The 18,106-nt window shown below is 57.9% G+C and carries 17 protein-coding genes; 6 read left to right on the top strand and 11 right to left on the bottom strand.

Annotation, left to right across the window (positions count from 1 at the left end; translation table 11 throughout):
- Positions 1–40: 40 nt before the first annotated feature.
- Both N5J69_RS13650 and ftsP read left to right on the top strand, forming a co-directional pair.
- Entirely contained in the window at positions 41–778 is a 738-nt protein-coding gene (locus N5J69_RS13650) for a 1-acylglycerol-3-phosphate O-acyltransferase (protein ID WP_279771006.1), read from the top strand.
- Positions 779–920: 142 nt separating this feature from the next.
- Positions 921–2,351 carry a cell division protein FtsP gene (gene ftsP, locus N5J69_RS13645; RefSeq protein ID WP_279771005.1) on the top strand — a complete coding sequence of 477 codons (1,431 nt, stop codon included), beginning with the start codon at positions 921–923 and terminating at the stop codon, positions 2,349–2,351.
- A 90-nt stretch (positions 2,352–2,441) separates the two neighbouring features.
- Here ftsP and dkgA read toward each other — a convergent pair whose 3' ends face one another.
- On the bottom strand, positions 2,442–3,266 hold the full coding sequence (gene dkgA / locus N5J69_RS13640; RefSeq protein WP_279771003.1) for a 2,5-didehydrogluconate reductase DkgA: 825 nt from the start codon (positions 3,264–3,266) through the stop codon (positions 2,442–2,444).
- Between the two features lie 204 nt (positions 3,267–3,470).
- Here dkgA and N5J69_RS13635 point away from each other — a divergent pair, with 204 nt between their 5' ends.
- Positions 3,471–4,379, top strand: coding sequence for an AraC family transcriptional regulator (locus tag N5J69_RS13635; RefSeq protein ID WP_279771002.1), 909 nt, complete (start codon positions 3,471–3,473; stop codon positions 4,377–4,379).
- Between the two features lie 30 nt (positions 4,380–4,409).
- Here the strand turns inward: N5J69_RS13635 and N5J69_RS13630 are convergent, their stop codons facing one another.
- The 5 genes from N5J69_RS13630 to N5J69_RS13610 all read right to left on the bottom strand — a co-directional run bounded on the left by N5J69_RS13630 (position 4,410) and on the right by N5J69_RS13610 (position 9,397).
- The gene (locus tag N5J69_RS13630; protein WP_279771001.1) at positions 4,410–5,072 is read right to left on the bottom strand and encodes a DedA family protein; all 663 of its coding nucleotides are present in this window, start codon (positions 5,070–5,072) and stop codon (positions 4,410–4,412) included.
- Positions 5,073–5,247: 175 nt separating this feature from the next.
- Positions 5,248–6,438, bottom strand: a complete 1,191-nt coding sequence (gene metC / locus N5J69_RS13625) for a cystathionine beta-lyase (protein ID WP_279770999.1) — start codon at positions 6,436–6,438, stop codon at positions 5,248–5,250.
- Between the two features lie 133 nt (positions 6,439–6,571).
- The gene (locus tag N5J69_RS13620; protein WP_279770998.1) at positions 6,572–7,858 is read right to left on the bottom strand and encodes a TRAP transporter large permease; all 1,287 of its coding nucleotides are present in this window, start codon (positions 7,856–7,858) and stop codon (positions 6,572–6,574) included.
- Positions 7,859–7,872: 14 nt separating this feature from the next.
- Positions 7,873–8,379: a TRAP transporter small permease gene (locus N5J69_RS13615; RefSeq protein WP_279770997.1), complete on the bottom strand. Its 507-nt coding sequence runs from the start codon at positions 8,377–8,379 to the stop codon at positions 7,873–7,875.
- A gap of 46 nt (positions 8,380–8,425) precedes the next feature.
- Complete coding sequence (locus tag N5J69_RS13610; protein WP_279770996.1) at positions 8,426–9,397, bottom strand: TRAP transporter substrate-binding protein; 972 nt, start codon at positions 9,395–9,397, stop codon at positions 8,426–8,428.
- Positions 9,398–9,744: 347 nt separating this feature from the next.
- Between N5J69_RS13610 and exbB the strand changes: the two genes are divergently transcribed.
- The 3 genes from exbB (at position 9,745) to N5J69_RS13595 (ending at position 12,454) form a co-directional block, all read left to right on the top strand.
- Positions 9,745–10,467 carry a tol-pal system-associated acyl-CoA thioesterase gene (gene exbB / locus N5J69_RS13605; RefSeq protein ID WP_279770995.1) on the top strand — a complete coding sequence of 241 codons (723 nt, stop codon included), beginning with the start codon at positions 9,745–9,747 and terminating at the stop codon, positions 10,465–10,467.
- A gap of 6 nt (positions 10,468–10,473) precedes the next feature.
- Positions 10,474–10,896 (top strand): TonB system transport protein ExbD, encoded by a 423-nt coding sequence (gene exbD, locus N5J69_RS13600; protein WP_279770994.1) that lies wholly within the window; start codon positions 10,474–10,476, stop codon positions 10,894–10,896.
- Between the two features lie 235 nt (positions 10,897–11,131).
- The gene (locus N5J69_RS13595) at positions 11,132–12,454 is read left to right on the top strand and encodes an MFS transporter (RefSeq protein ID WP_279770993.1); all 1,323 of its coding nucleotides are present in this window, start codon (positions 11,132–11,134) and stop codon (positions 12,452–12,454) included.
- On the opposite strand, the gene N5J69_RS13590 is transcribed toward N5J69_RS13595, so the two are convergent.
- The 5 genes from N5J69_RS13590 to N5J69_RS13570 are packed head-to-tail and all read right to left on the bottom strand — an operon-like array spanning position 12,451 to position 17,711.
- On the bottom strand, positions 12,451–13,428 hold the full coding sequence (locus N5J69_RS13590; protein WP_279770992.1) for a spore coat U domain-containing protein: 978 nt from the start codon (positions 13,426–13,428) through the stop codon (positions 12,451–12,453). The genes N5J69_RS13595 and N5J69_RS13590 overlap by 4 nt on opposite strands.
- A complete protein-coding gene (locus tag N5J69_RS13585) occupies positions 13,425–15,872 on the bottom strand; it encodes a fimbria/pilus outer membrane usher protein (protein WP_279770991.1) in 2,448 nt (815 codons plus the stop codon). The genes N5J69_RS13590 and N5J69_RS13585 overlap by 4 nt, the downstream gene beginning before the upstream one ends.
- Positions 15,873–15,879: 7 nt before the next feature.
- A complete protein-coding gene (locus tag N5J69_RS13580; protein ID WP_279770990.1) occupies positions 15,880–16,578 on the bottom strand; it encodes a molecular chaperone in 699 nt (232 codons plus the stop codon).
- A 25-nt stretch (positions 16,579–16,603) separates the two neighbouring features.
- Positions 16,604–17,119, bottom strand: coding sequence for a spore coat U domain-containing protein (locus N5J69_RS13575; RefSeq protein WP_279770988.1), 516 nt, complete (start codon positions 17,117–17,119; stop codon positions 16,604–16,606).
- Between the two features lie 22 nt (positions 17,120–17,141).
- Entirely contained in the window at positions 17,142–17,711 is a 570-nt protein-coding gene (locus N5J69_RS13570) for a spore coat protein U domain-containing protein (RefSeq protein WP_279770987.1), read from the bottom strand.
- Positions 17,712–18,106: the final 395 nt, after the last annotated feature.

The following is an 18,106-nucleotide window of genomic DNA, read 5'->3' as shown; positions in this document are numbered from 1 at the left end:
CCGGCTGACACTGCGTCAGCCGTGGCTCAATGAGGGAACTATGTTACTGATTCTGCGCACCATTATCGTCGTCATCTATTCGATCTTAGTCTGTATCTTTGGCTGTATCTGGTGTCTTTTTTCACCGCGTAATCCGCGTCACGTCGCCACCTTTGGCCATCTGTTTGGCAAATTGTCGACCGTGTTTGGCCTTAACGTCGAACTGCGCAAACCGGAAGGCGCAGAGAATTATGGCAATGCGATTTACATCGCCAACCACCAGAACAACTACGACATGGTCACCGCGGCCAAAATTGTGCAGCCCTCAACGGTGACGGTGGGCAAAAAAAGCCTGCTGTGGGTGCCCTTTTTTGGCCTGCTCTACTGGCTGACCGGCAACCTGCTGATTGACCGCGATGACCGGGCTAAAGCACGCGGCACCATCGGTGAGCTGGTGGATCAGTTTAACCGTAAGCGCATCTCCATCTGGATGTTCCCGGAAGGGACGCGCAGCCGTGGCCGTGGCCTGCTGCCGTTTAAAACCGGTGCCTTCCACGCCGCCGTGGCAGCGGGTGTGCCGATCATTCCGATTGTGGTCTCCAATACCCATGGCAAGGTCGATCTCAATCGCTGGAACAACGGGCTGGTCATTGTGGAGATGCTGCCACCGGTTGATGTCAAAGCTTTCGAGTCTTCGTCGGTGCGTAAGCTGGCTACCCACTGTCGCGAACTGATGGCGGCAAAGCTGGAAGAGCTGAACGCCGAAGTCGCAGAACGCGAAAAAAACGGAAAAATCTGACCGGCGAGTCATTCGCCGAACTATCCTGCATGGATGCCGCGCGGCGGGCCTTTTCCGACTCGCCGTGAACGCAGCACAGCAAAAACAGATCAATAAAAACAGGGCCGGCGCTTAGCGCCACGCGTAAAGGGTCAGAAGTTTTATGTCTTTCAGCAGACGTCAGTTCATCCAGCTTTCTGCTGGCGCAGCGCTCAGCGCCAGTTTACTCCCGCCTGCGGCGCATGCCGCGTCGTCAGCCAATGGTGATACGCCACTTCCGGTGCCGCCGTTGCTGGAATCCCGTCGCGGCCAGCCGCTGTTCCTGACGATGCAGCGCAGCCACTGGTCATTTAATGGCGACAATAACAAAGTGCCGGTGTGGGGCATCAATGGCCTCTACCTTGGCCCGACCGTTCGGGTTTACAGCGGTGACGACGTTAAGCTGATCTACAGCAACCGGCTGAATGAGCCTGTTTCCATGACTGTCAGCGGCCTGCAGTTGCCGGGTGCGCTGATGGGGGGCGCGCCACGGATGATGTCGGCCGGTGTTGACTGGTCGCCGGTGCTGCCGATTCGTCAGGCGGCCTCAACCTGCTGGTATCACGCTAATACCCCGAACCGCATGGCTCCGCATATCTACAACGGTCTGGCGGGCATGTGGCTGGTGGAAGATGATATCGGCAAACAGCTGCCGCTGCCGAAGCATTACGGCGTAGATGACTTCCCGATCATCATTCAGGACAAGCGGCTCGATAACTTCGCCACGCCGGTCTATGACCCGCCGCAGGATGGCGGCTTCCTGGGTGACACGCTGCTGGTGAATGGGGTGCGCAATCCCTATGTTGAGGTGTCACGCGGCTGGGTGCGCCTGCGTCTGCTGAACGCCTCAAATGCGCGACGCTATGAGATGGTGCTCAGCGACAATCGTCCGTTTATGGTGATTGCCAGCGATCAGGGCTATCTGCCTGCGCCGGTTGCGGTGCAGCGTCTGTCACTGGCACCGGGCGAACGCCGCGAAGTGCTGGTGGATATGTCGCAGGGCGATGAAGTGTCGATTACCGCCGGGACGGCGGCGGGCATTATGGATCGGCTGCGCGGTTTCTTTGAGCCCTCTTCGATTCTGACCTCCACCCTGATCCTGACGCTGCGGCCAACCGGCTTACTGCCGCTGGTGACGGATAACCTGCCGATGCGGCTGCTGGCCGATCAGATTCTGGATGGCGTGGCGGTTCGCACACGCGAATTCCGCATCGGTGACAGCATGCCGGGCATCAACGGCGCGCTCTGGGATATGAGCCGCATTGACACCACTGCGCAGCAGGGCACCTTTGAACGCTGGATCCTGCACGCCGATCGGCCACAGGCGCTGCATATTCAGGGCGTCATGTTCCTGATTAAAAGTGTGAATGGGGCACAGCCGATGGGCGAAGATCGCGGCTGGAAAGATACGGTGTGGGTCGATGGCAGCGTGGAGCTGATGGTCAGCTTCCCGCAAAGTTCGTCAGATCACTTCCCGTTCGTCTATTACAGTCAGACGCTGGAACTGGCCGATCGCGGCACGGCGGGGCAGCTGGTGGTGCAGCCCACCACCTGACCGTGCGGTCAGGCAGGCGAACCCGCCTGACCGCCTGACGCGCGTACTGCCCGGCACCCGCAGGGCAGTCAGCGCGTAACAGGATGACGCTTAGTTAAAGGTTTCCGGGTCCGGCCCCAGACGATTGCCGCTGTCCAGTTTCGCAATATCACTCACTTCATGCTTATCCAGACGGAAGTCGAACACCTTAAAGTTCTCTTCAATGCGTGCTGGCGTTACCGACTTCGGAATCACCACCAGACCGCTGTCCAGATGCCAGCGGATCACAATCTGTGCCGGTGTCTTGCCATACTTCTTCGCCAGCGACTTAATGATCTCCTGATCAAAGACGCCTTTGCCGCCCTGTGCCAGTGGGCTCCAGGATTCAGTCTGGATCTGGTGCAGTGCGTTCCACGCGTGCAGCGTGCGCTGCTGTAGCATCGGGTGCAGCTCAATCTGGTTCACGACCGGCGTCACACCGGTTTCATCCAGCAGACGCTTCAGGTGCGCTTCATGGAAGTTACAGACACCGATACTTTTGGTCAGTCCCTGCTGCTGCAGTTCGATCATTTTCTTCCAGGCATCAACGTAGTGGTCTTTCTCCGGGCACGGCCAGTGCATCAGATAGAGATCGACCTGCTCCAGTTTGAGCTTTTCCAGACTGGTTTCCATCGCCTGCTGCACGTTCTGCTGATCGTCGTTCCACAGTTTGGTGGTCACGAAAATCTCGTCGCGTGGTACGTCGGTTTCCTGCAGAGCCTGACCAATCGCCTCTTCATTCTTATAGGCGGCGGCGGTATCGATTGAGCGATAGCCGACCTCAAGCGCTTTCAGTACTGCATGACGCGCATCTTCGATGCTGGCCTGCCACACACCGAGTCCGAGTTGCGGCATCATATTGCCATCGCGCAGTTTAATAATGGGCTGGTCTGCCATAGTTGCTCCTTTCCGTTGCGGTTAACCCGTGAAATTTCACTGTGCTTAAGTCTAGCCAACAATTTTCAGCCTGCTCAGCTCCGGCAACAACCGCGGTGCTGTTCTTCTGCCCGATTCGGTAAATTTCTTGCCTGATTCTCCAGGCTGCTGGCGGTTCAGGCATTAGCACGGCACACTGGCTTTTTGCCCCGAAAAGGAGTCGCTATGGCGCACGATGCACTGTGTCACCGGCTGGCACAGCAGGTAGTCACCTTAATGACCCACGGTCACGACCGTCTTTGCCCGGTCGAAAATGTGTCGCTGATTTATGCGAATCAATATCGCCCCCGCACGCCGATGATGTACCAGCCCGGCCTTGTCATCCTGTTTCAGGGCAGCAAAACCGGCTATCTCGGCAGCACCGTGTTTCAGTATGACGCCAGTAAATACCTGATGCTGACCGTGCCGCTGCCGGTGGAGTGTGAAACCTGGGCCTCGCCGGAGATACCGATTGCCGGGCTGTGTCTCAGGGTTGATACCGCCAGCCTGCAGGATCTGCTGATTGAGATCGGCGACGACGATCAGTTCCAGCCACAGCCGCAGACCTCGGGTATCCACTCGGCGTGGCTGACGGAACCCATGCTGTGTGCTGCAGAGCGGCTGCTGGATGTGATGACCCAGCCGCGTGATGCGCGAGTGCTGGGGCCGCATATCGTGCGGGAAATCATCTACTATGTGCTGACCGGCCCGATCGGCGGCGCGCTGCTCTCACTGGTGAGCCGCCAGACCCAGTTCAGCCTGATTGCGCGTGCGCTGCGCCGGATTGAGAATCACTATGCGGAAAACCTCAGCGTTGATGCGCTGGCAGCGGAAGTGAACATGAGCGTCTCAGCCTTTCACCATAACTTTAAAGCGGTGACGCAGACTTCGCCGTTGCAGTATCTCAAGCGCTATCGCCTGCATCAGGCGCGACTGCTGATGCTGCACGATGGTGTGAAAGCGAGTGCGGCGGCGGTGCGGGTTGGCTATGAAAGCCCCTCGCAGTTTTCGCGGGAATTTAAACGCTATTTTGGCGTGACGCCGGGGGAAGAGGTCAATCGTGTCAGGCAGACGGTAGCCGATCCGTCCGCCTGAGTGGCGGCGGATCTGAACGCCAGACGCGCGTCAGGCGCGTTTCTGGCGACGCTTTTTCCAGATCACCACAATGCTGCCGGACAGGCCGAGCACCAGCAGCACCATCGGCAGTATCATCAGAATCGCCATGACCTGATCTTCATGACGCTTGATAAAGGGCACCTGGCTGATGCCATAGCCAAAGGCAACCACAATGCCGACCCACAGCACGCCGCTGAGCCAGTTAAACAGCTGAAAGCGGCCATTCTGCAAGCCTGCAATACCCGCCATCGTTGGCAGGATGGTGCGGACAAAGGCGAGAAAGCGGCCAACCAGCAGAGCCATCAGCCCGTGACGGTTAAACATATTCCAGGCGCGCTGGTGATACTGTGCGGGCAGATGCATCAGCCAGCTTTTCACCAGTCGGGTATTGCCCAGCCAGCGACCCTGCAGATAACTCAGCCAGCAGCCAAGGCTGGCGGCGGTCGTGAGGATCACCATCGTCGGCACAAAATCCATCACCCCTTTAGCCACCATCGCCCCGGCCAGCAGCAGCAGGCTGTCGCCCGGCAGGAAAGAGGCGGGCAAAAGACCATTTTCCAGAAACAGCGTCAGGAACATCACGCCGTACACCACCCACACCACATCCGGGTTTGCCAGGGCGGCAAAATCCTGATGCCAGAGCGCCTGGACAATCTCGTGTAAAACACCCATTAGCGATTCCATCACGTCACAAGGAACAATCCGTCTGCGTTCAGACCGTGCAGCGATCTCACTGACAACCTGAACGATGCGGGATAAATTTTAGCAACAAATGCGCCGCTGCCCGGCAAACTCTGCGGACCGCCGCGACGTGGTTTGTTTTCTGTTTACTCTTTGTTTAACTGACTTAGCGTGTCAGGCGAGCGAAACCGGCCTCCAGGTCAGCCAGCAGGTCATCAACGTGCTCCAGACCAATATGCAGGCGCACCAGCGTGCCGGTGAAATCCACACCGCCCGCCGGACGAATCTCTGCCAGCTCGTCCGGCTGATTCGCCAGGATCAGCGATTCATAACCGCCCCATGAATAAGCCATGCTGAAATGATGGAAGTGATCGAGATATTCCGCCAGCTGAGGCGCACGCAATTTTTCCTGCAGAATAAAGGAGAACAGGCCGCTGCTGCCGTTAAAATCGCGCTGCCAGAATTGATGTCCTTTGCTTTGCGCCAGCGCCGGGTGATTCACCCGCGCCACTTCCGGCCGCGCCGCCAGCCGCTCTGCCACCTGTATCGCGCTCTCTTCATGCTGACGCAGACGGGTGCCCAGCGTACGCAGACCGCGGCTCGCCATGTAGGTGGTATCGGCATCGACCATCTGGCCCATCAGATAAGAGTTTTCACGCAGCTGGTCAATGCAGCGCGCATTGGCGACGGCAGTGCCAATCATCGCATCGCTGTGACCAATCAGATATTTGGTGCCCGCCTGAATGGAGATGTCGATGCCGTGTGCCAGCGCGTTAAACAAAATACCCGCAGCCCAGGTGTTGTCGATCATGATGATCGCCTCAGGCGCTTTAGCGCGTACCGCTGCCACAATCGCCGGAATGTCCTGCACTTCCATAGTGATAGAGGCGGGTGATTCCAGGAATACCACACGGGTATTGGGCTGCACCAGTTCACCGATTTCACGGCCGATGCAGTGATCGAACCAGGTGGTGGAAACCTGCAGCTTAGCCAGGATTTTCGTACAGAAGTCCTGCGTCGGTTCATAGACCGCGCCGCTCATCAGCACGTGATCGCCTGCTTCGACAAACGCCAGAATCGCATTCGCCACGGCAGCCGCGCCGCAGGGGTAGAGCACGCAGCCCGCACCGCCCTCCAGCTCGGTCATTGCATCCTGCAGCGCAAAGTGCGTCAGGGTGCCACGACGGCCATAAAAAAGTTCGCCTTTTGCCCGACCCGCGGTGGCGCGTTTCTTCTCTGCGACCGTATCAAAAACCAGCGAAGAGGCGCGTTGAATAACGCTGTTTACCGAACCCTGGGTATAACGCTTGCTGCGTCCTGCACTGACGAGCGTGGTATCAATTTTTCTGGTGGTCATGAGTCGCCCTTGCCGCTTCTGACTAAGCTCTCACGTTATCACGAAACGGCCAGCGGGGTTGAGACTCAATGGTGATTATCAGAGTGCATCGCAGGAAAAAAACCGGCCTGTGAACAGGCCGGTTTTCAGCGTGCTACATCACGCCCATCAGGCGCGGCAACCAGAGTGAAATTGCGGGAACATAGGTAATCAGGAGCAGCACCAGGAACAGCATGCCGTAGAACGGCAGCATCGCCCCGACGACCTGCTCAATCTTCTGCTTACTCACCGCGCTGGCAACAAACAGCACGGTGCCCACCGGCGGCGTAATCAGCCCGATGCCCAGGTTCGTCAGCATGATCATGCCAAAGTGAACCGGATCCACCCCAAGTGCGGTCGCGACGGGGAGCAGCACCGGCGTCAGGATCAGAATCAGCGGGGCCATATCCATCAGCGTGCCCACGACCAGCAGCAGAATGTTGATGCACATCAGGATCACATATTTGTTGTCAGAGAGGCTGGTGAACGCTTCGGTAATCAGGGTGGGCAGCTGCATAAAGGTCATTACCGCGCCAAACCCGGCGGCGAAAGCGATCAGCACCATCACGATGGTGACGGTTTTAATGGTGCGGAACAGCAGGATATGCAGCTGGCTCCATTTAAAATCACGATAGACAAACATGGTGACGAAGAAAGCCCAGATGCAGGCGATCGCGGCGGACTCCGAGGCGGTAAAAATGCCGGAGAGAATTCCCCCCATAATGATGACCACGGTAAACAAACCCCAGAACGCGTCGAAGAAGATTTTCAGCGCCTGACGAAACGGAATGCGTTCGCCTTTGGGATAGCCGCGTTTGCGGGCAAAGCCCAGGCACATCACCATCAGGCAGGCCCCCAGCAGCAGGCCGGGAAAGATGCCCGCAACAAACAGCGAGGAGATGGTCACCATGCCGCCGGTCGCCAGTGAGTAAATCACCGAGTTGTGGCTGGGGGGCGTCAGCACTGCCTGAACGGAGCCACTGGCGGTTACGGCAGCCGCGAAGTCACGCGGATAGCCTTTCTCCTCCATTTGCGGGATCATCACCGAACCAATCGAGGCGGTATCCGCCACTGACGAACCGGAGATGGCACCAAAGAAGGTTGACGCGACGATGTTAACCAGCGACAGCCCGCCGCGGATAAAACCGACAAAGATATAGGCAAAGTTGACCAGCCGCCGCGCAATGCCGCCCTCCGCCATGATGGCGCCAGCCAGGATAAAGAACGGAATGGTCAGCAGCGAAAATTTGTTAATCCCGTTGGTCACCTGAATTACCACCGCCTCCAGCGGCAGATCGATCCACCAGGCACCGATAAAGGCGCTCAGGCCCACGGCAAAGGCGACAGGAAAGCCCACCATCAGCAACACCAGCAAACTGCCTAACAAGATCAATGCATCCATTATTCTGCTCCGCGTTAGTGGGTGCCGCCCAGCGTGACAATCGGCCGCTGGCTCTGATCGCCGCTCAGCAATCGCTCAATGACAAACAGCAGGGTGAAGATCGCGCCAATCGGGATGGGCAGATACATCTCGCCGTAGGTCACCGCCGGAAGTGAGGCGAGGGTCTGCACCCACATGGCTTCGCACAGGCTGTAACTGGCCTGGAAGATCACCAGACAGGTGATGATCATCAGCAGATCGCTGACGCGCAGCATCAGGCGCTGCCGGGCAGGCGACAGGCGATCGGTCACCATCGATACGCAGATGTGCGTTCCGGCGCGCAACCCCACCGGCGCACCGATAAAGGTAAAAATGATCATGCAGATAATGGCAACCGGCTCCGGCCAGGAGAGCGCGCCGTTCATCACGTAACGGGCGAAGATCCCAACTGGGATCACCGTGACCATGATCAACAGCGCCACGGCGGCCACCAGCATGCAGAGCAGATACAGCCCATCCATCAGACGCGTATAAGCAGACATAATTGATCCCTGATTAAGCACGCCACACGGCAGTGTGGCGTCTGGATTATTTCACCTCAGCGATCCGGGTCATCAGATCCTGATATTTGCCGCCAAACTGATCGCGCACCGACTGGGTCGCTTTGACGAAGTAGTCGCGGTCGGTCTGCTGGAAGGTGACGCCGCCCGCCTTCATTTTGGCGATCGACGCGTCGGTATACGTCGCCCAGAGCTGGCGCTCCTCATCCTGTGCCTCTTTGCCGAGCTTTTTCAGCAGGGCCTGATCGTCGGGTTTCAGCCGATCCCAGGCGCGTTTCGAAAACAGGATCATCTCTGGCTGGATAAAGTGGCCGCTGAGGGTGTAATACTTCGCGACCGGCATGTAGTTATGGGCAACAAAGGTAGGGGGGTTGTTCTCGGTGCCGTCTACTACGCCGGTCTGCATGGCACTGAACACTTCACTGACGCCCATCGCCACCGGATTGGCCCCCATCGCTTTCAGCGTCGCCAGCGAGATGGCGCTGTTCTGAACCCGGATCTTCATGCCTTTGAGATCGTCCGGTTTCGCCAGCGGCTTTTTGGTGATCATGTTTCGCTCACCGGCATCGGTCCAGCCGAGGAACACCATGCGCGCATTGGGATCGTTATCGAACCTGTTGGCAATCTCGCGGCCTATCTCGCCATCCAGCACCTTATGCATGTGGTCAACGTCGCGGAAAATGTAGGGCAGGGTCAGCACGCTGGTTTCCGGTGCAATGGAGGTGACCGGCGCCAGTGAGACGCGGATCATATCGATGGCACCCAGCTGCACCTGTTGTAGCGTCTGATCTTCATCACCCAGCACGCCACCGGCGTAGATCTTCATCTCCAGCCGTCCATCAGTGGCCTGTTTCAGTTTGTCGCCCATGTGTTGCAGGGCGACCACGGTGGGATAACCGGCAGGCTGCACTTCAGCCACTTTGATCACCTGTGCCGTGGCCGTCGCGCTCACCATCATCGACGCCAGGGCACTGGCCAGGCATGTTTTCATCATTCTCATTATGTTGTCTCCCGCAGAGGTAAGACGGCCTGAGATCGGGGCTGATAGCAGAAGGCCGTGTGGAGCCAGCATAGTGAAAACGCGCCTGAGTAAAATGCAGCAATGCTGATTGAATGAATGCCGTCACATTTTGAAACGTTGTTTTAATAAATTTTCATGCAACTTCACATTTTCGAAACATCCCTGAAAACAGGTCTGAACCCGCTTAATGACAGGTCAGTCGCGGGATCAGCTTTGTAAATACTAATGAGAACTACTATCAATTCGCCGTCATTTTGCTATCATTCGCGCTTGTTTCGCATCCCTGAATCAGAAGTTGGAGAAGCAGCGTGGTAGCCAGTGATTTGATGCAAACGGACCTCTCCGTTTGGGGCATGTATCAACATGCCGATATCGTGGTAAAGATGGTCATGATTGGCCTGTTGTTGGCCTCAGTGGTGACCTGGGCGATCTTCTTCGGCAAATATGCCGAACTCAGCGCGGCTAAGCGTCGCCTGAAGCGTGAGCAACTGGCTCTGGGCGACGCCCGCACTCTGAATGACGCCGCCCGCATTGCCCAGTCGTTTACCGGTCAGAGCCACAGTGTGGTACTGCTGAACGATGCGCAGAATGAACTTGAACTGTCGGCGGGTGTGGAAGATACCAACGGCATTAAAGATCGCACCAGTTTCCGCCTTGAGCGCCGTGTCGCTGCCGTCAGCCGCCATGCAGGGCGGGGCAATGGCTTTCTGGCAACCATCGGATCTGTGGCACCCTTTATCGGCCTGTTCGGCACCGTATGGGGCATCATGAACAGCTTTATCGGCATCGCAAAAACCCAGACGACTAACCTTGCGGTGGTGGCGCCGGGTATCGCCGAAGCGCTGCTGGCGACGGCGGTGGGCCTGGTTGCTGCGATCCCGGCGGTAGTCATCTATAACGTTTTTGCCCGCATGATCGCCAACTACAAAGCCTCGCTGGGTGATGTCGCCGCTCAGGTGATGCTGCTGCAGAGTCGTGATATCGACCTGGGCACCGTTGCCAAAGATGTTCCGCGTCCTGCGACGGCCCAGAAACTGCGCTTAGGGTAAGTTCTTATGGCCATGCGATTAAACGACGATCTGGAAACCGATGGTGAAATGCATGAGATCAACGTGACGCCGTTTATCGACGTCATGCTGGTTCTGCTGATCATCTTTATGGTGGCCGCGCCACTGGCCACGGTCGACGTGCGTGTCAATCTGCCCGCCTCCACCAGCGCACCGCAGCCGCGCCCGGAAAAGCCGGTTTATCTGTCGATCAAAGCGGATAAGCAGCTTTACGTTGGCAACGACGAGGTGACGCCAGACTCGCTGGTTAACGTGCTGACCAGCCAGACGCAGGGCAACAAAGAGACCACCATTTTCTTCCAGGCAGACAAGTCAGTAGATTATGAAACGCTGATGAGCGTAATGGATAAGCTGCGTACGGCGGGCTATCTGAAAATCGGTCTGATGGGCATGGAAACCGTGCAGAAATAGCAGGTTATCCGGCACCACAACAAGGCGACTGTTTCAGTCGCCTTTTTTATGTCAGCTGTTCAGCCACACAAAATCAGGCAAATCCGCGTACAGAGTGATCACTTATGCTGCCTGATCTAAATTGTTAATTGGTTGTTACTTATGTACATAGAATTGTAAAGTGCAATGGTGAGCCAGGTCACATTAATCTCACTTCAGGCAGGCTAAAACGGCTAAAAAACAACAGGAAGCCGTTATGAGTCACACCCCGTCTTTACAAACGCCGCCGAAAAGTGCTGCCCGAACCATCTTCAACGTCACCAGTGGTAACTTTCTGGAGATGTACGATTTTATGGTGTTTGGCTATTACGCCACCGCCATTGCCAAAACCTTCTTTCCCGGTGATGACCCGTTTGCTTCCCTGATGCTGACGCTGATGACCTTTGGTGCTGGCTTCCTGATGCGGCCGCTGGGGGCCATTATTCTGGGGGCTTATATCGATCATCACGGTCGTCGCAAAGGCTTGTTGCTGACGCTGGGCCTCATGGCAATTGGCACCCTGACCATTGCGCTGGTGCCGGGCTATGCCACGCTGGGCGCGGCGGCACCGATTCTGATCTTGCTGGGACGTCTGTTGCAGGGCTTCTCGGCAGGCGTTGAGCTGGGCGGCGTGTCCGTCTATCTGGCGGAAGTCGCACCCAAAGGCCGTAAAGGCTTTTTCGTCAGTTGGCAGTCGGGCAGTCAGCAGATTGCGGTGATTTTTGCCGCCCTGCTGGGCCTGATGCTGAATCATCTGCTGGCAAAAGAGGCGGTGACGGAGTGGGGCTGGCGTATCCCGTTTGTGGTCGGCTGCCTGATTGTGCCGTTCCTGTTCTATATCCGTCGGATGCTGGAAGAGACTGAAGCGTTCAGCAAACGTAAACATCACCCCTCCATGACGGAAATTATGCGGTCCGTTGCCAGCAACTGGGCGCTGGTGCTGGCCGGGATGCTGATGGTGGTCACCACCACGGTCATGTTTTACATGATCACCGCCTTTACCCCTACCTTTGGTAAAACCGTGTTGATGATGAGCGACAAGCAGGCGTTCCTGGTGACCCTCTGCGTCGGGATCTCAAACCTCTTCTGGCTGCCGCTGATGGGTGCGCTATCAGACCGCGTGGGTCGCCGTCCGCTGCTGATCATCTTTACCCTGCTGATGATTGTGACAACCTGGCCGGTGCTGCACTGGCTGGTGGGGTCGGCCAGCTTCGCCCACCTGCTGGAAGCAGAACTGTGGCTGTCATTTCTTTATGCCAGCTATAACGGTGCGATGGTGGTTTATCTGGCAGAGATTATGCCTGCGGAGGTGCGCGCCGCCGGTTTCTCCATGGCCTACAGCCTGGCGACGGCGCTGTTTGGCGGTTTTACACCTGCAATCTCCAGCTATCTGATCCACGCCACCGGTGATAAGGCGATGCCGGGCGTCTGGCTGACCTTTGCTGCCGTCTGCGGGCTGATTGGTACGCTGTTGATTGGCCGGATGGTGAAGCAATATCAGCTGCGCCACAGCGCGTCGCCGGTCAGCGCGTCACTTTAAAAGGACAAGTCGACCACCACGCTGTCGCTGTAGTTGCCAGCAGGCGGCGTGTTCTGGGTGGTCAGGATACGCGCGGTGTAGTTAAAGCCGCGCGTCAGTCCATCCGCTGATACCGCCGTCGAGGTGGTACTGCTCCAGCGCTCCGTGCCTGCCGTTCCCCAGCGATTACTGGTCGTGTCTTTGTAAATCTCATAGCTCAGACGATTCGCGCCGCTCGCCATATTCCTGACGCTGCCCACTGCATAACTGCCATTGCTCAGCCCGACGGTATAGGTGCTGCCTTTGCTGCATAACACGTTGATGGTCTGCGAAACGGCAGAGAAGCTACTGACCAGCGGCGCGCTGCCAAAACTGATGTTGGGTGCGGTAATCGTTGTGCAATCATTGGTAAGAACAGCCGTGATGTTAATCGGGATAACGCCGCTGCCGTTCTGCTCACTCAAACAAATATTGCCAATACTGACGCTGGTACAGACGCGGTACGTCACCGCCATGTTCAGCGTGACCTGATAAGTCCCGGCGGCCACCACCTGACCGGGCACGGTGCGCAGATAGACCGGAATGGCGAAGTTGAGACTGCCCAGCAATCCCGCCAGGTTGATCAGCGTCTGCGACCCATAAACAAACGGCGTGCCGCCAATCGTCAGTTCACTGGCACAGGCGCTGTCGGTGCAGAGCCGCACCGGCACATTATCAGTGCCGGTGTCACCGCTGCGCTTCAGAGTACCGCGCGTGCCGCTGACGGTGGTTGCGCCAGTCAGCTGGAAGGTTATCTGGTTATTGCCGAGCAGCGACAGCGTCGAGCCGGAGCCACAGTTAACGTTGGCGTTGGTGGTCGTTGAACTGACGGTGGTATTCGCCACAAAGGTGGTGACCGAACCAAAGCTGGCCGTGGCGGCGGGCAGAGTGCAGGCGGCAAAGCTCAGTGACGGCAGTAACAGCAGCAGGCCAGCCAGTAACAGAGATTTCATCATGGTGCGGTTCCGGACGTAAAAGATTCAGCAGAAGAAGCGGCGCTGCCTGCGGCAGGTGCGGGCAGCGCACAAGTCAGGGGGCCGTAGGTTTTCAGCGCCTGCGGCTGACCGCTGGCGATAGGCAGTTCGGTTTCGCAGCGGCGACCATCAGGCGTCACCACCGCCATCGGGTTACGGGCAGAGAGATCCTCCATCCAGACGATGCCATCCCAGCCTACATATTCGGTGGGATGACCGGGCCGCTGCACCTGACTTGAGACCGGCAGCGGCTGGCCCTGCGCATCGAGCAGGATCACGCTGGCGGAACGCAGTTTCTCCACCGGGAAGTTGAGCAGATAGCCGCTCTGGCGCTTCACCGCGAAACGCTGCTCAACCTGTGGCGTGGTCATATCGGCGGGCAGGTCGAGGGTGTCGATGTCATATTTGGCCGGGTAGTAGCTGCTGATGGCGGGCACCAGCAGATAGCCCTGTTTGCTGGTGCGTCCCATCGACTGATTTTCATAGCGTACGTTCACGTCGGGATAGCGGGTTTTCACCAGCACAAAGGCGTCGTTGATGGCGTTGGCAGCAAAAACACGGTTATCCATCAGCACCAGTGCGCCGGAGAGATCGGCCCACTGGGTGAGGTTGTCATCGTCGCCATAAAACCCTCCTGACGTGTCAATCTGGTTGTTGCGATAGCGCAGGCTGCCCTGACGATAATCGCCGCTGTCACCGCTCTGATTCGCCCAGGAAGCATCCCAGGCAAACCCGCCGTCGCTGGGCATGGCGCGTGAGGTATAAACGCGCTGGCTGTCGCGGCCGCGCTGATCGCGTTCGGTGCTGATCGCCGCGCTGCCCTGCTCGCCAAAGGGGATCACCAGCGAGATAGCACCGGTCCAGCTTTTCTCCTGCTGATCGCGGCTGGCGGAGACATAGAGGCTACTGTTGCCCCACAGATTTTTACTCCATGAGAGGTTCCACAAGCGGGTGCGGTCACCCTGACCGTCGGTGATGTCGATAAAGGCGGCACCGACGCTGCCAAAGCGGTTCAGCGAGAGGCTGGCGCTGTACTGCGCACTGCGGCGCGACAGCGCGTAGCGACTACTGGCCTGGCTCCCGGCACGGCTGCCGACCAGCGCCAGATTGCCGAAGTCACTGCTGCGCTGCGTCTGCTGCGTACCGATGTTGAACCAGCTGTTGTTGTACTGATAGCCCCAGCTGTATTGCCTGCCGTGCTCGTCATCGAGCTGACTTTGTGCCACCGCGCCGTTGACCACTCCCCAGCTGCCGACGCGCAGCTGACCGCCCAGCCCGCCCATCGCCAGGCTTTCGCTGCCTTCGGCGTGGCTCTCCAGCGTCAGCCAGTCGGTCATGCCATAGCGATACGAACCGCTGGCGGCGGCCTGCCCATAATCAAAGTTTTTAATGCCGTAGTTTTCGCGGATGGCACCTGCAGAGAAGGCGTAGTCCGACAGGCCCGCTTTCAGCAGGCTGCTGGAGACGTAAAACGGCATGGTGGTCGTGACGCGCCGGCCCACGGCATCGGTGGTTGTGATAACCGCGTTACCCGCGCCGTTAACAAAGGGCACATTGGTCATCGACCAGGGGCCAGGCTGCACGTTTGCCTGGCTGGAACGATAGCCGTTGATAAAGAGATCGACGGTCGAGGGGACGGCAGCCTGGCCAGAAAAGGCGGGCAGCGGATAGGTCACCAGATCGGGACGAACGCTGAAGTCGCGGCCGACGCGGATACCGCCGAGCCGCACGCTGCTGCTCCAGGCGAGCGAGTCGGTGACCAGATCGCCGACCCGCCAGCTCACCGCCGCGTTCTCATCTTCATTGCTCCACCAGCTGTCGTAGCGGATATAGCCGTTGTCCTGAGAAGGGGTACTGCCTTCCAGCTGCTGCTGCCAGACGCCGTTGGTGGAGACGTGCCCGGCGTCACCAAAAAGCCGCAGTTCGTTCCAGGCAGAAAGGCGCGTGCCGCTGGTATCAGTGCGGCTGGCGTAGAGGTCGTAGTTAATCAGCGCGCCGTTGCTGGTACGCCCCGGATAGCGCGGCCCGTTCTTCGCCTCGCCAATAACCTGACCAGGCAGCCACTCAGGCGGCACGGTCAGCAACAGGCGCTGCCGTGCAGCGTCATACTCGGTGCTGATGGCAGACAGGCTGCTGACATCAACCTGTGGTTGCTGGCCCAGCTTATCCGGTGGCAGACCGGCACGCTGCAGATCGCTGCTGCGCAGCCAGAAATGACCGTCGCGCTGCTCTGCCTGCACAATGTTGCCGCTTGCCTGCTGGTTAATCACCAGCTCCAGCATATATTGCTGGCCGGTGCCGCTGGTCTGCAGGCCGGGCGGCGGTGGCAGGGATGAGTAAGTCTCCGCCAGCGACGAATCCGGCGTAAAAGCACAGATGGCGCTGACCACCGCCAGCGCACAGGGATGCAGGGAAAAAGGTCTCATTCAGCGCTTACTTCTGGGCGGCGCTGCGCCACTGGCTCTTGTTGACCTCTGCGGTGAGTTCGCCGCTGACCGGCGTGGTGAGCGGCCAGCGATGCAGGCTGTCCGCCAGCACATAGCCGTATAAACCGTCGCCCAGTTTGCGACCGCCAATCGCCACATTGCTCAGCCGGGCATGTCCATTACCGCTGTTGGTCAGCTGCAGCCAGCGTCTGCCGCCTTCACTGACCTGCTGCCAGCGCAGAGCCGGGCGGGCGCTGTCGGTGGTCAGCCCGGTGCCATAAACAAAAAGCGGCACTGAATAGCGCATCTGAAAGGTCAGCCCGGCCTGATTCTCGCCAGGATTGCGCGGCGTCGGGATCTCATCCAGCACCACCCGATAGGCCAGCTCCCGACCGGCCGCCGGGGCGGTCTGTTTAATCAGTCTGACCAGCTGCTTCTGGCCTGGCTCCATCCTCACCATCGGCGGACTGGCAACCACCTGCTGCTGGGTCTGGTACTGCTCCTGGCCGTTAATCTGCTGCCAGCTGAACACACGGATCTGCATCATGGTGGTGCTGTTACCGCGATTCTCCAGCCAGAGTTCGCTGGCTTTCTCTTCAGGATTAATGGCGGGATCGATGGGCCAGATCATCACCGAGTTAGCGGCGAATGCCGGGGAGAGCAGGGTGGAATTCAGCAGCAGCAGCAGGGCGCGCAGTGACTTCATGATCATATCCTTGTTTTCTATCGCCTCACCAGCTCAGGGTGACGGTCAGCGTATCGGTATAGACGCCGGCGCGCGCAGTGCCGGGCAGTTGCAGCTGACCATAGATGGGCAGCGTAATGTTATTGGCATTGCTATAGCTGAGCGACACCGCCTGATTGACCGGGATCACCGTGGTGCGGCTGGCATCGCTAAAGAGCGTATAGGGAACGGTATTGCTGAAATTGGGCAGCTTCAGGTTGCGGGTAGTGGTGAAGTTCGCGCCCTGATTAATGCTCATGCTCAGCGTGGTGCCTGGTGTACAGGCAAGATTAATGGTGGTGCTCTGCACGAAGCTGGCGTTGACGGCACGGGTCGCCACGCCAGACTGCGTGCCGAAGTTAAGTGTGCCGAAAACGCCGGTGTTGGTGCCGGATATCACGCAGCCCGCCACGACAGACGCGGTCACCTGGAAGGTGCTGGTGGGCAGACTCCAGGCACTGACACTCGCTGTCAGCAGGGGCAGACCGCATGCGATCGTCAGGCAGCATCGCCAGAGAACCACCTTTAGTTACCTGCGAGAGCGGTTAATAGTTCACGGCAACGTTAATCGTATCGGTATAGGTTCCGGCCGGGATCAGGGGGTTAAAGCCGCCGCCGACGACCCGGCCATAAATGGCGTAGTTGGTGCCGAGCGTCGGATCGGTGGTTCCACTGGCCGCAATAGGTGTGTTGTTGGCGATCGCGGTGGTGAAGGAAGCGTCACTGTAGAGGGTATAGGCGATGCCCTGCGCATTGTCCGATCCCAGAATCAGATAACGCGGTGATGTCGAGGCGGTGCCATAAACCGTCGCTGGCGCAGTATTGCTGCTGGTTACCACCACGTTGTAATCCTGACCGGTCGTGCAGCGCACAAAGATGCCGTTACCGGCTGCACCCACCAGGGTGGCGTTCAGGGTATCAAAGGTGGCGGCGCTGCTGCCAAAGTTCAGGGTACCGAAGTTAACGCCCGCCGTGGCTGACTGGCCGTTTACCAGGCAACCGGTGGTCAGCGTTAACGTGGCATTGATGGTTCCCGAGGTCGTAGCCGCCTGGGTTAAGGATGGAATGGCAACGGTTAATCCTGCAGCGGCACACAGAAAAAGCTTGAGTTTCATAATATTTCCTTACGGATTATCGAGAGTCAGTGCTTTTTCACCCGGTGTTTATTAACGATTAAACCCAAAGTAAGGAAATAAAAATAACAAGGCGGGCAGCGCCGCAGTCTTAAGAAAAATCCTAGACTTAAGAATGATGATTTATATCAGTTTTACTTACTATAGATCAGTTAAAGCGTCAGGCGAAGTCCTGCCGTTTATTTTTCATTAATCAAATGGCCTCTTTGGCCGATAACCCAGTTACAGCAAGGCATGAAAGCGAGACGGCAAAACAAAACCCTTTGTTTTTTCGGCCTCTGGCATGCTTTCTGCTTCGGTGATATGTTCCTGTACCAATCAGACATAATAACGATTAACCGGCAAATTCAGCGGGCGGGGAATAAGATGCAGGTCAT

It is taken from the genome of Pantoea sp. GD03673, from assembly GCF_029844725.1.
In the GTDB taxonomy this organism is placed as follows: Bacteria; Pseudomonadota; Gammaproteobacteria; order Enterobacterales; family Enterobacteriaceae; genus Pantoea.
Note: the sequence above shows the minus strand (reverse complement) of the source record. Positions and strands in the feature narration are given on the sequence as shown.

Excerpts from the sequence above, each read along its gene's own strand:
- N5J69_RS13650 (WP_279771006.1), top strand. The coding sequence starts at position 41 with ATGTTACTGATTCTGCGCACCATTATCGTCGTCATCTATTCGATCTTA.
- ftsP (WP_279771005.1), top strand. The coding sequence starts at position 921 with ATGTCTTTCAGCAGACGTCAGTTCATCCAGCTTTCTGCTGGCGCAGCG.
- dkgA (WP_279771003.1), bottom strand. The coding sequence starts at position 3,266 with ATGGCAGACCAGCCCATTATTAAACTGCGCGATGGCAATATGATGCCG.
- N5J69_RS13635 (WP_279771002.1), top strand. The coding sequence starts at position 3,471 with ATGGCGCACGATGCACTGTGTCACCGGCTGGCACAGCAGGTAGTCACC.
- N5J69_RS13630 (WP_279771001.1), bottom strand. The coding sequence starts at position 5,072 with ATGGGTGTTTTACACGAGATTGTCCAGGCGCTCTGGCATCAGGATTTT.
- metC (WP_279770999.1), bottom strand. The coding sequence starts at position 6,438 with ATGACCACCAGAAAAATTGATACCACGCTCGTCAGTGCAGGACGCAGC.
- N5J69_RS13620 (WP_279770998.1), bottom strand. The coding sequence starts at position 7,858 with ATGGATGCATTGATCTTGTTAGGCAGTTTGCTGGTGTTGCTGATGGTG.
- N5J69_RS13615 (WP_279770997.1), bottom strand. The coding sequence starts at position 8,379 with ATGTCTGCTTATACGCGTCTGATGGATGGGCTGTATCTGCTCTGCATG.
- N5J69_RS13610 (WP_279770996.1), bottom strand. The coding sequence starts at position 9,397 with ATGAGAATGATGAAAACATGCCTGGCCAGTGCCCTGGCGTCGATGATG.
- exbB (WP_279770995.1), top strand. The coding sequence starts at position 9,745 with ATGCAAACGGACCTCTCCGTTTGGGGCATGTATCAACATGCCGATATC.
- exbD (WP_279770994.1), top strand. The coding sequence starts at position 10,474 with ATGGCCATGCGATTAAACGACGATCTGGAAACCGATGGTGAAATGCAT.
- N5J69_RS13595 (WP_279770993.1), top strand. The coding sequence starts at position 11,132 with ATGAGTCACACCCCGTCTTTACAAACGCCGCCGAAAAGTGCTGCCCGA.
- N5J69_RS13590 (WP_279770992.1), bottom strand. The coding sequence starts at position 13,428 with ATGATGAAATCTCTGTTACTGGCTGGCCTGCTGCTGTTACTGCCGTCA.
- N5J69_RS13585 (WP_279770991.1), bottom strand. The coding sequence starts at position 15,872 with ATGAGACCTTTTTCCCTGCATCCCTGTGCGCTGGCGGTGGTCAGCGCC.
- N5J69_RS13580 (WP_279770990.1), bottom strand. The coding sequence starts at position 16,578 with ATGAAGTCACTGCGCGCCCTGCTGCTGCTGCTGAATTCCACCCTGCTC.
- N5J69_RS13570 (WP_279770987.1), bottom strand. The coding sequence starts at position 17,711 with ATGAAACTCAAGCTTTTTCTGTGTGCCGCTGCAGGATTAACCGTTGCC.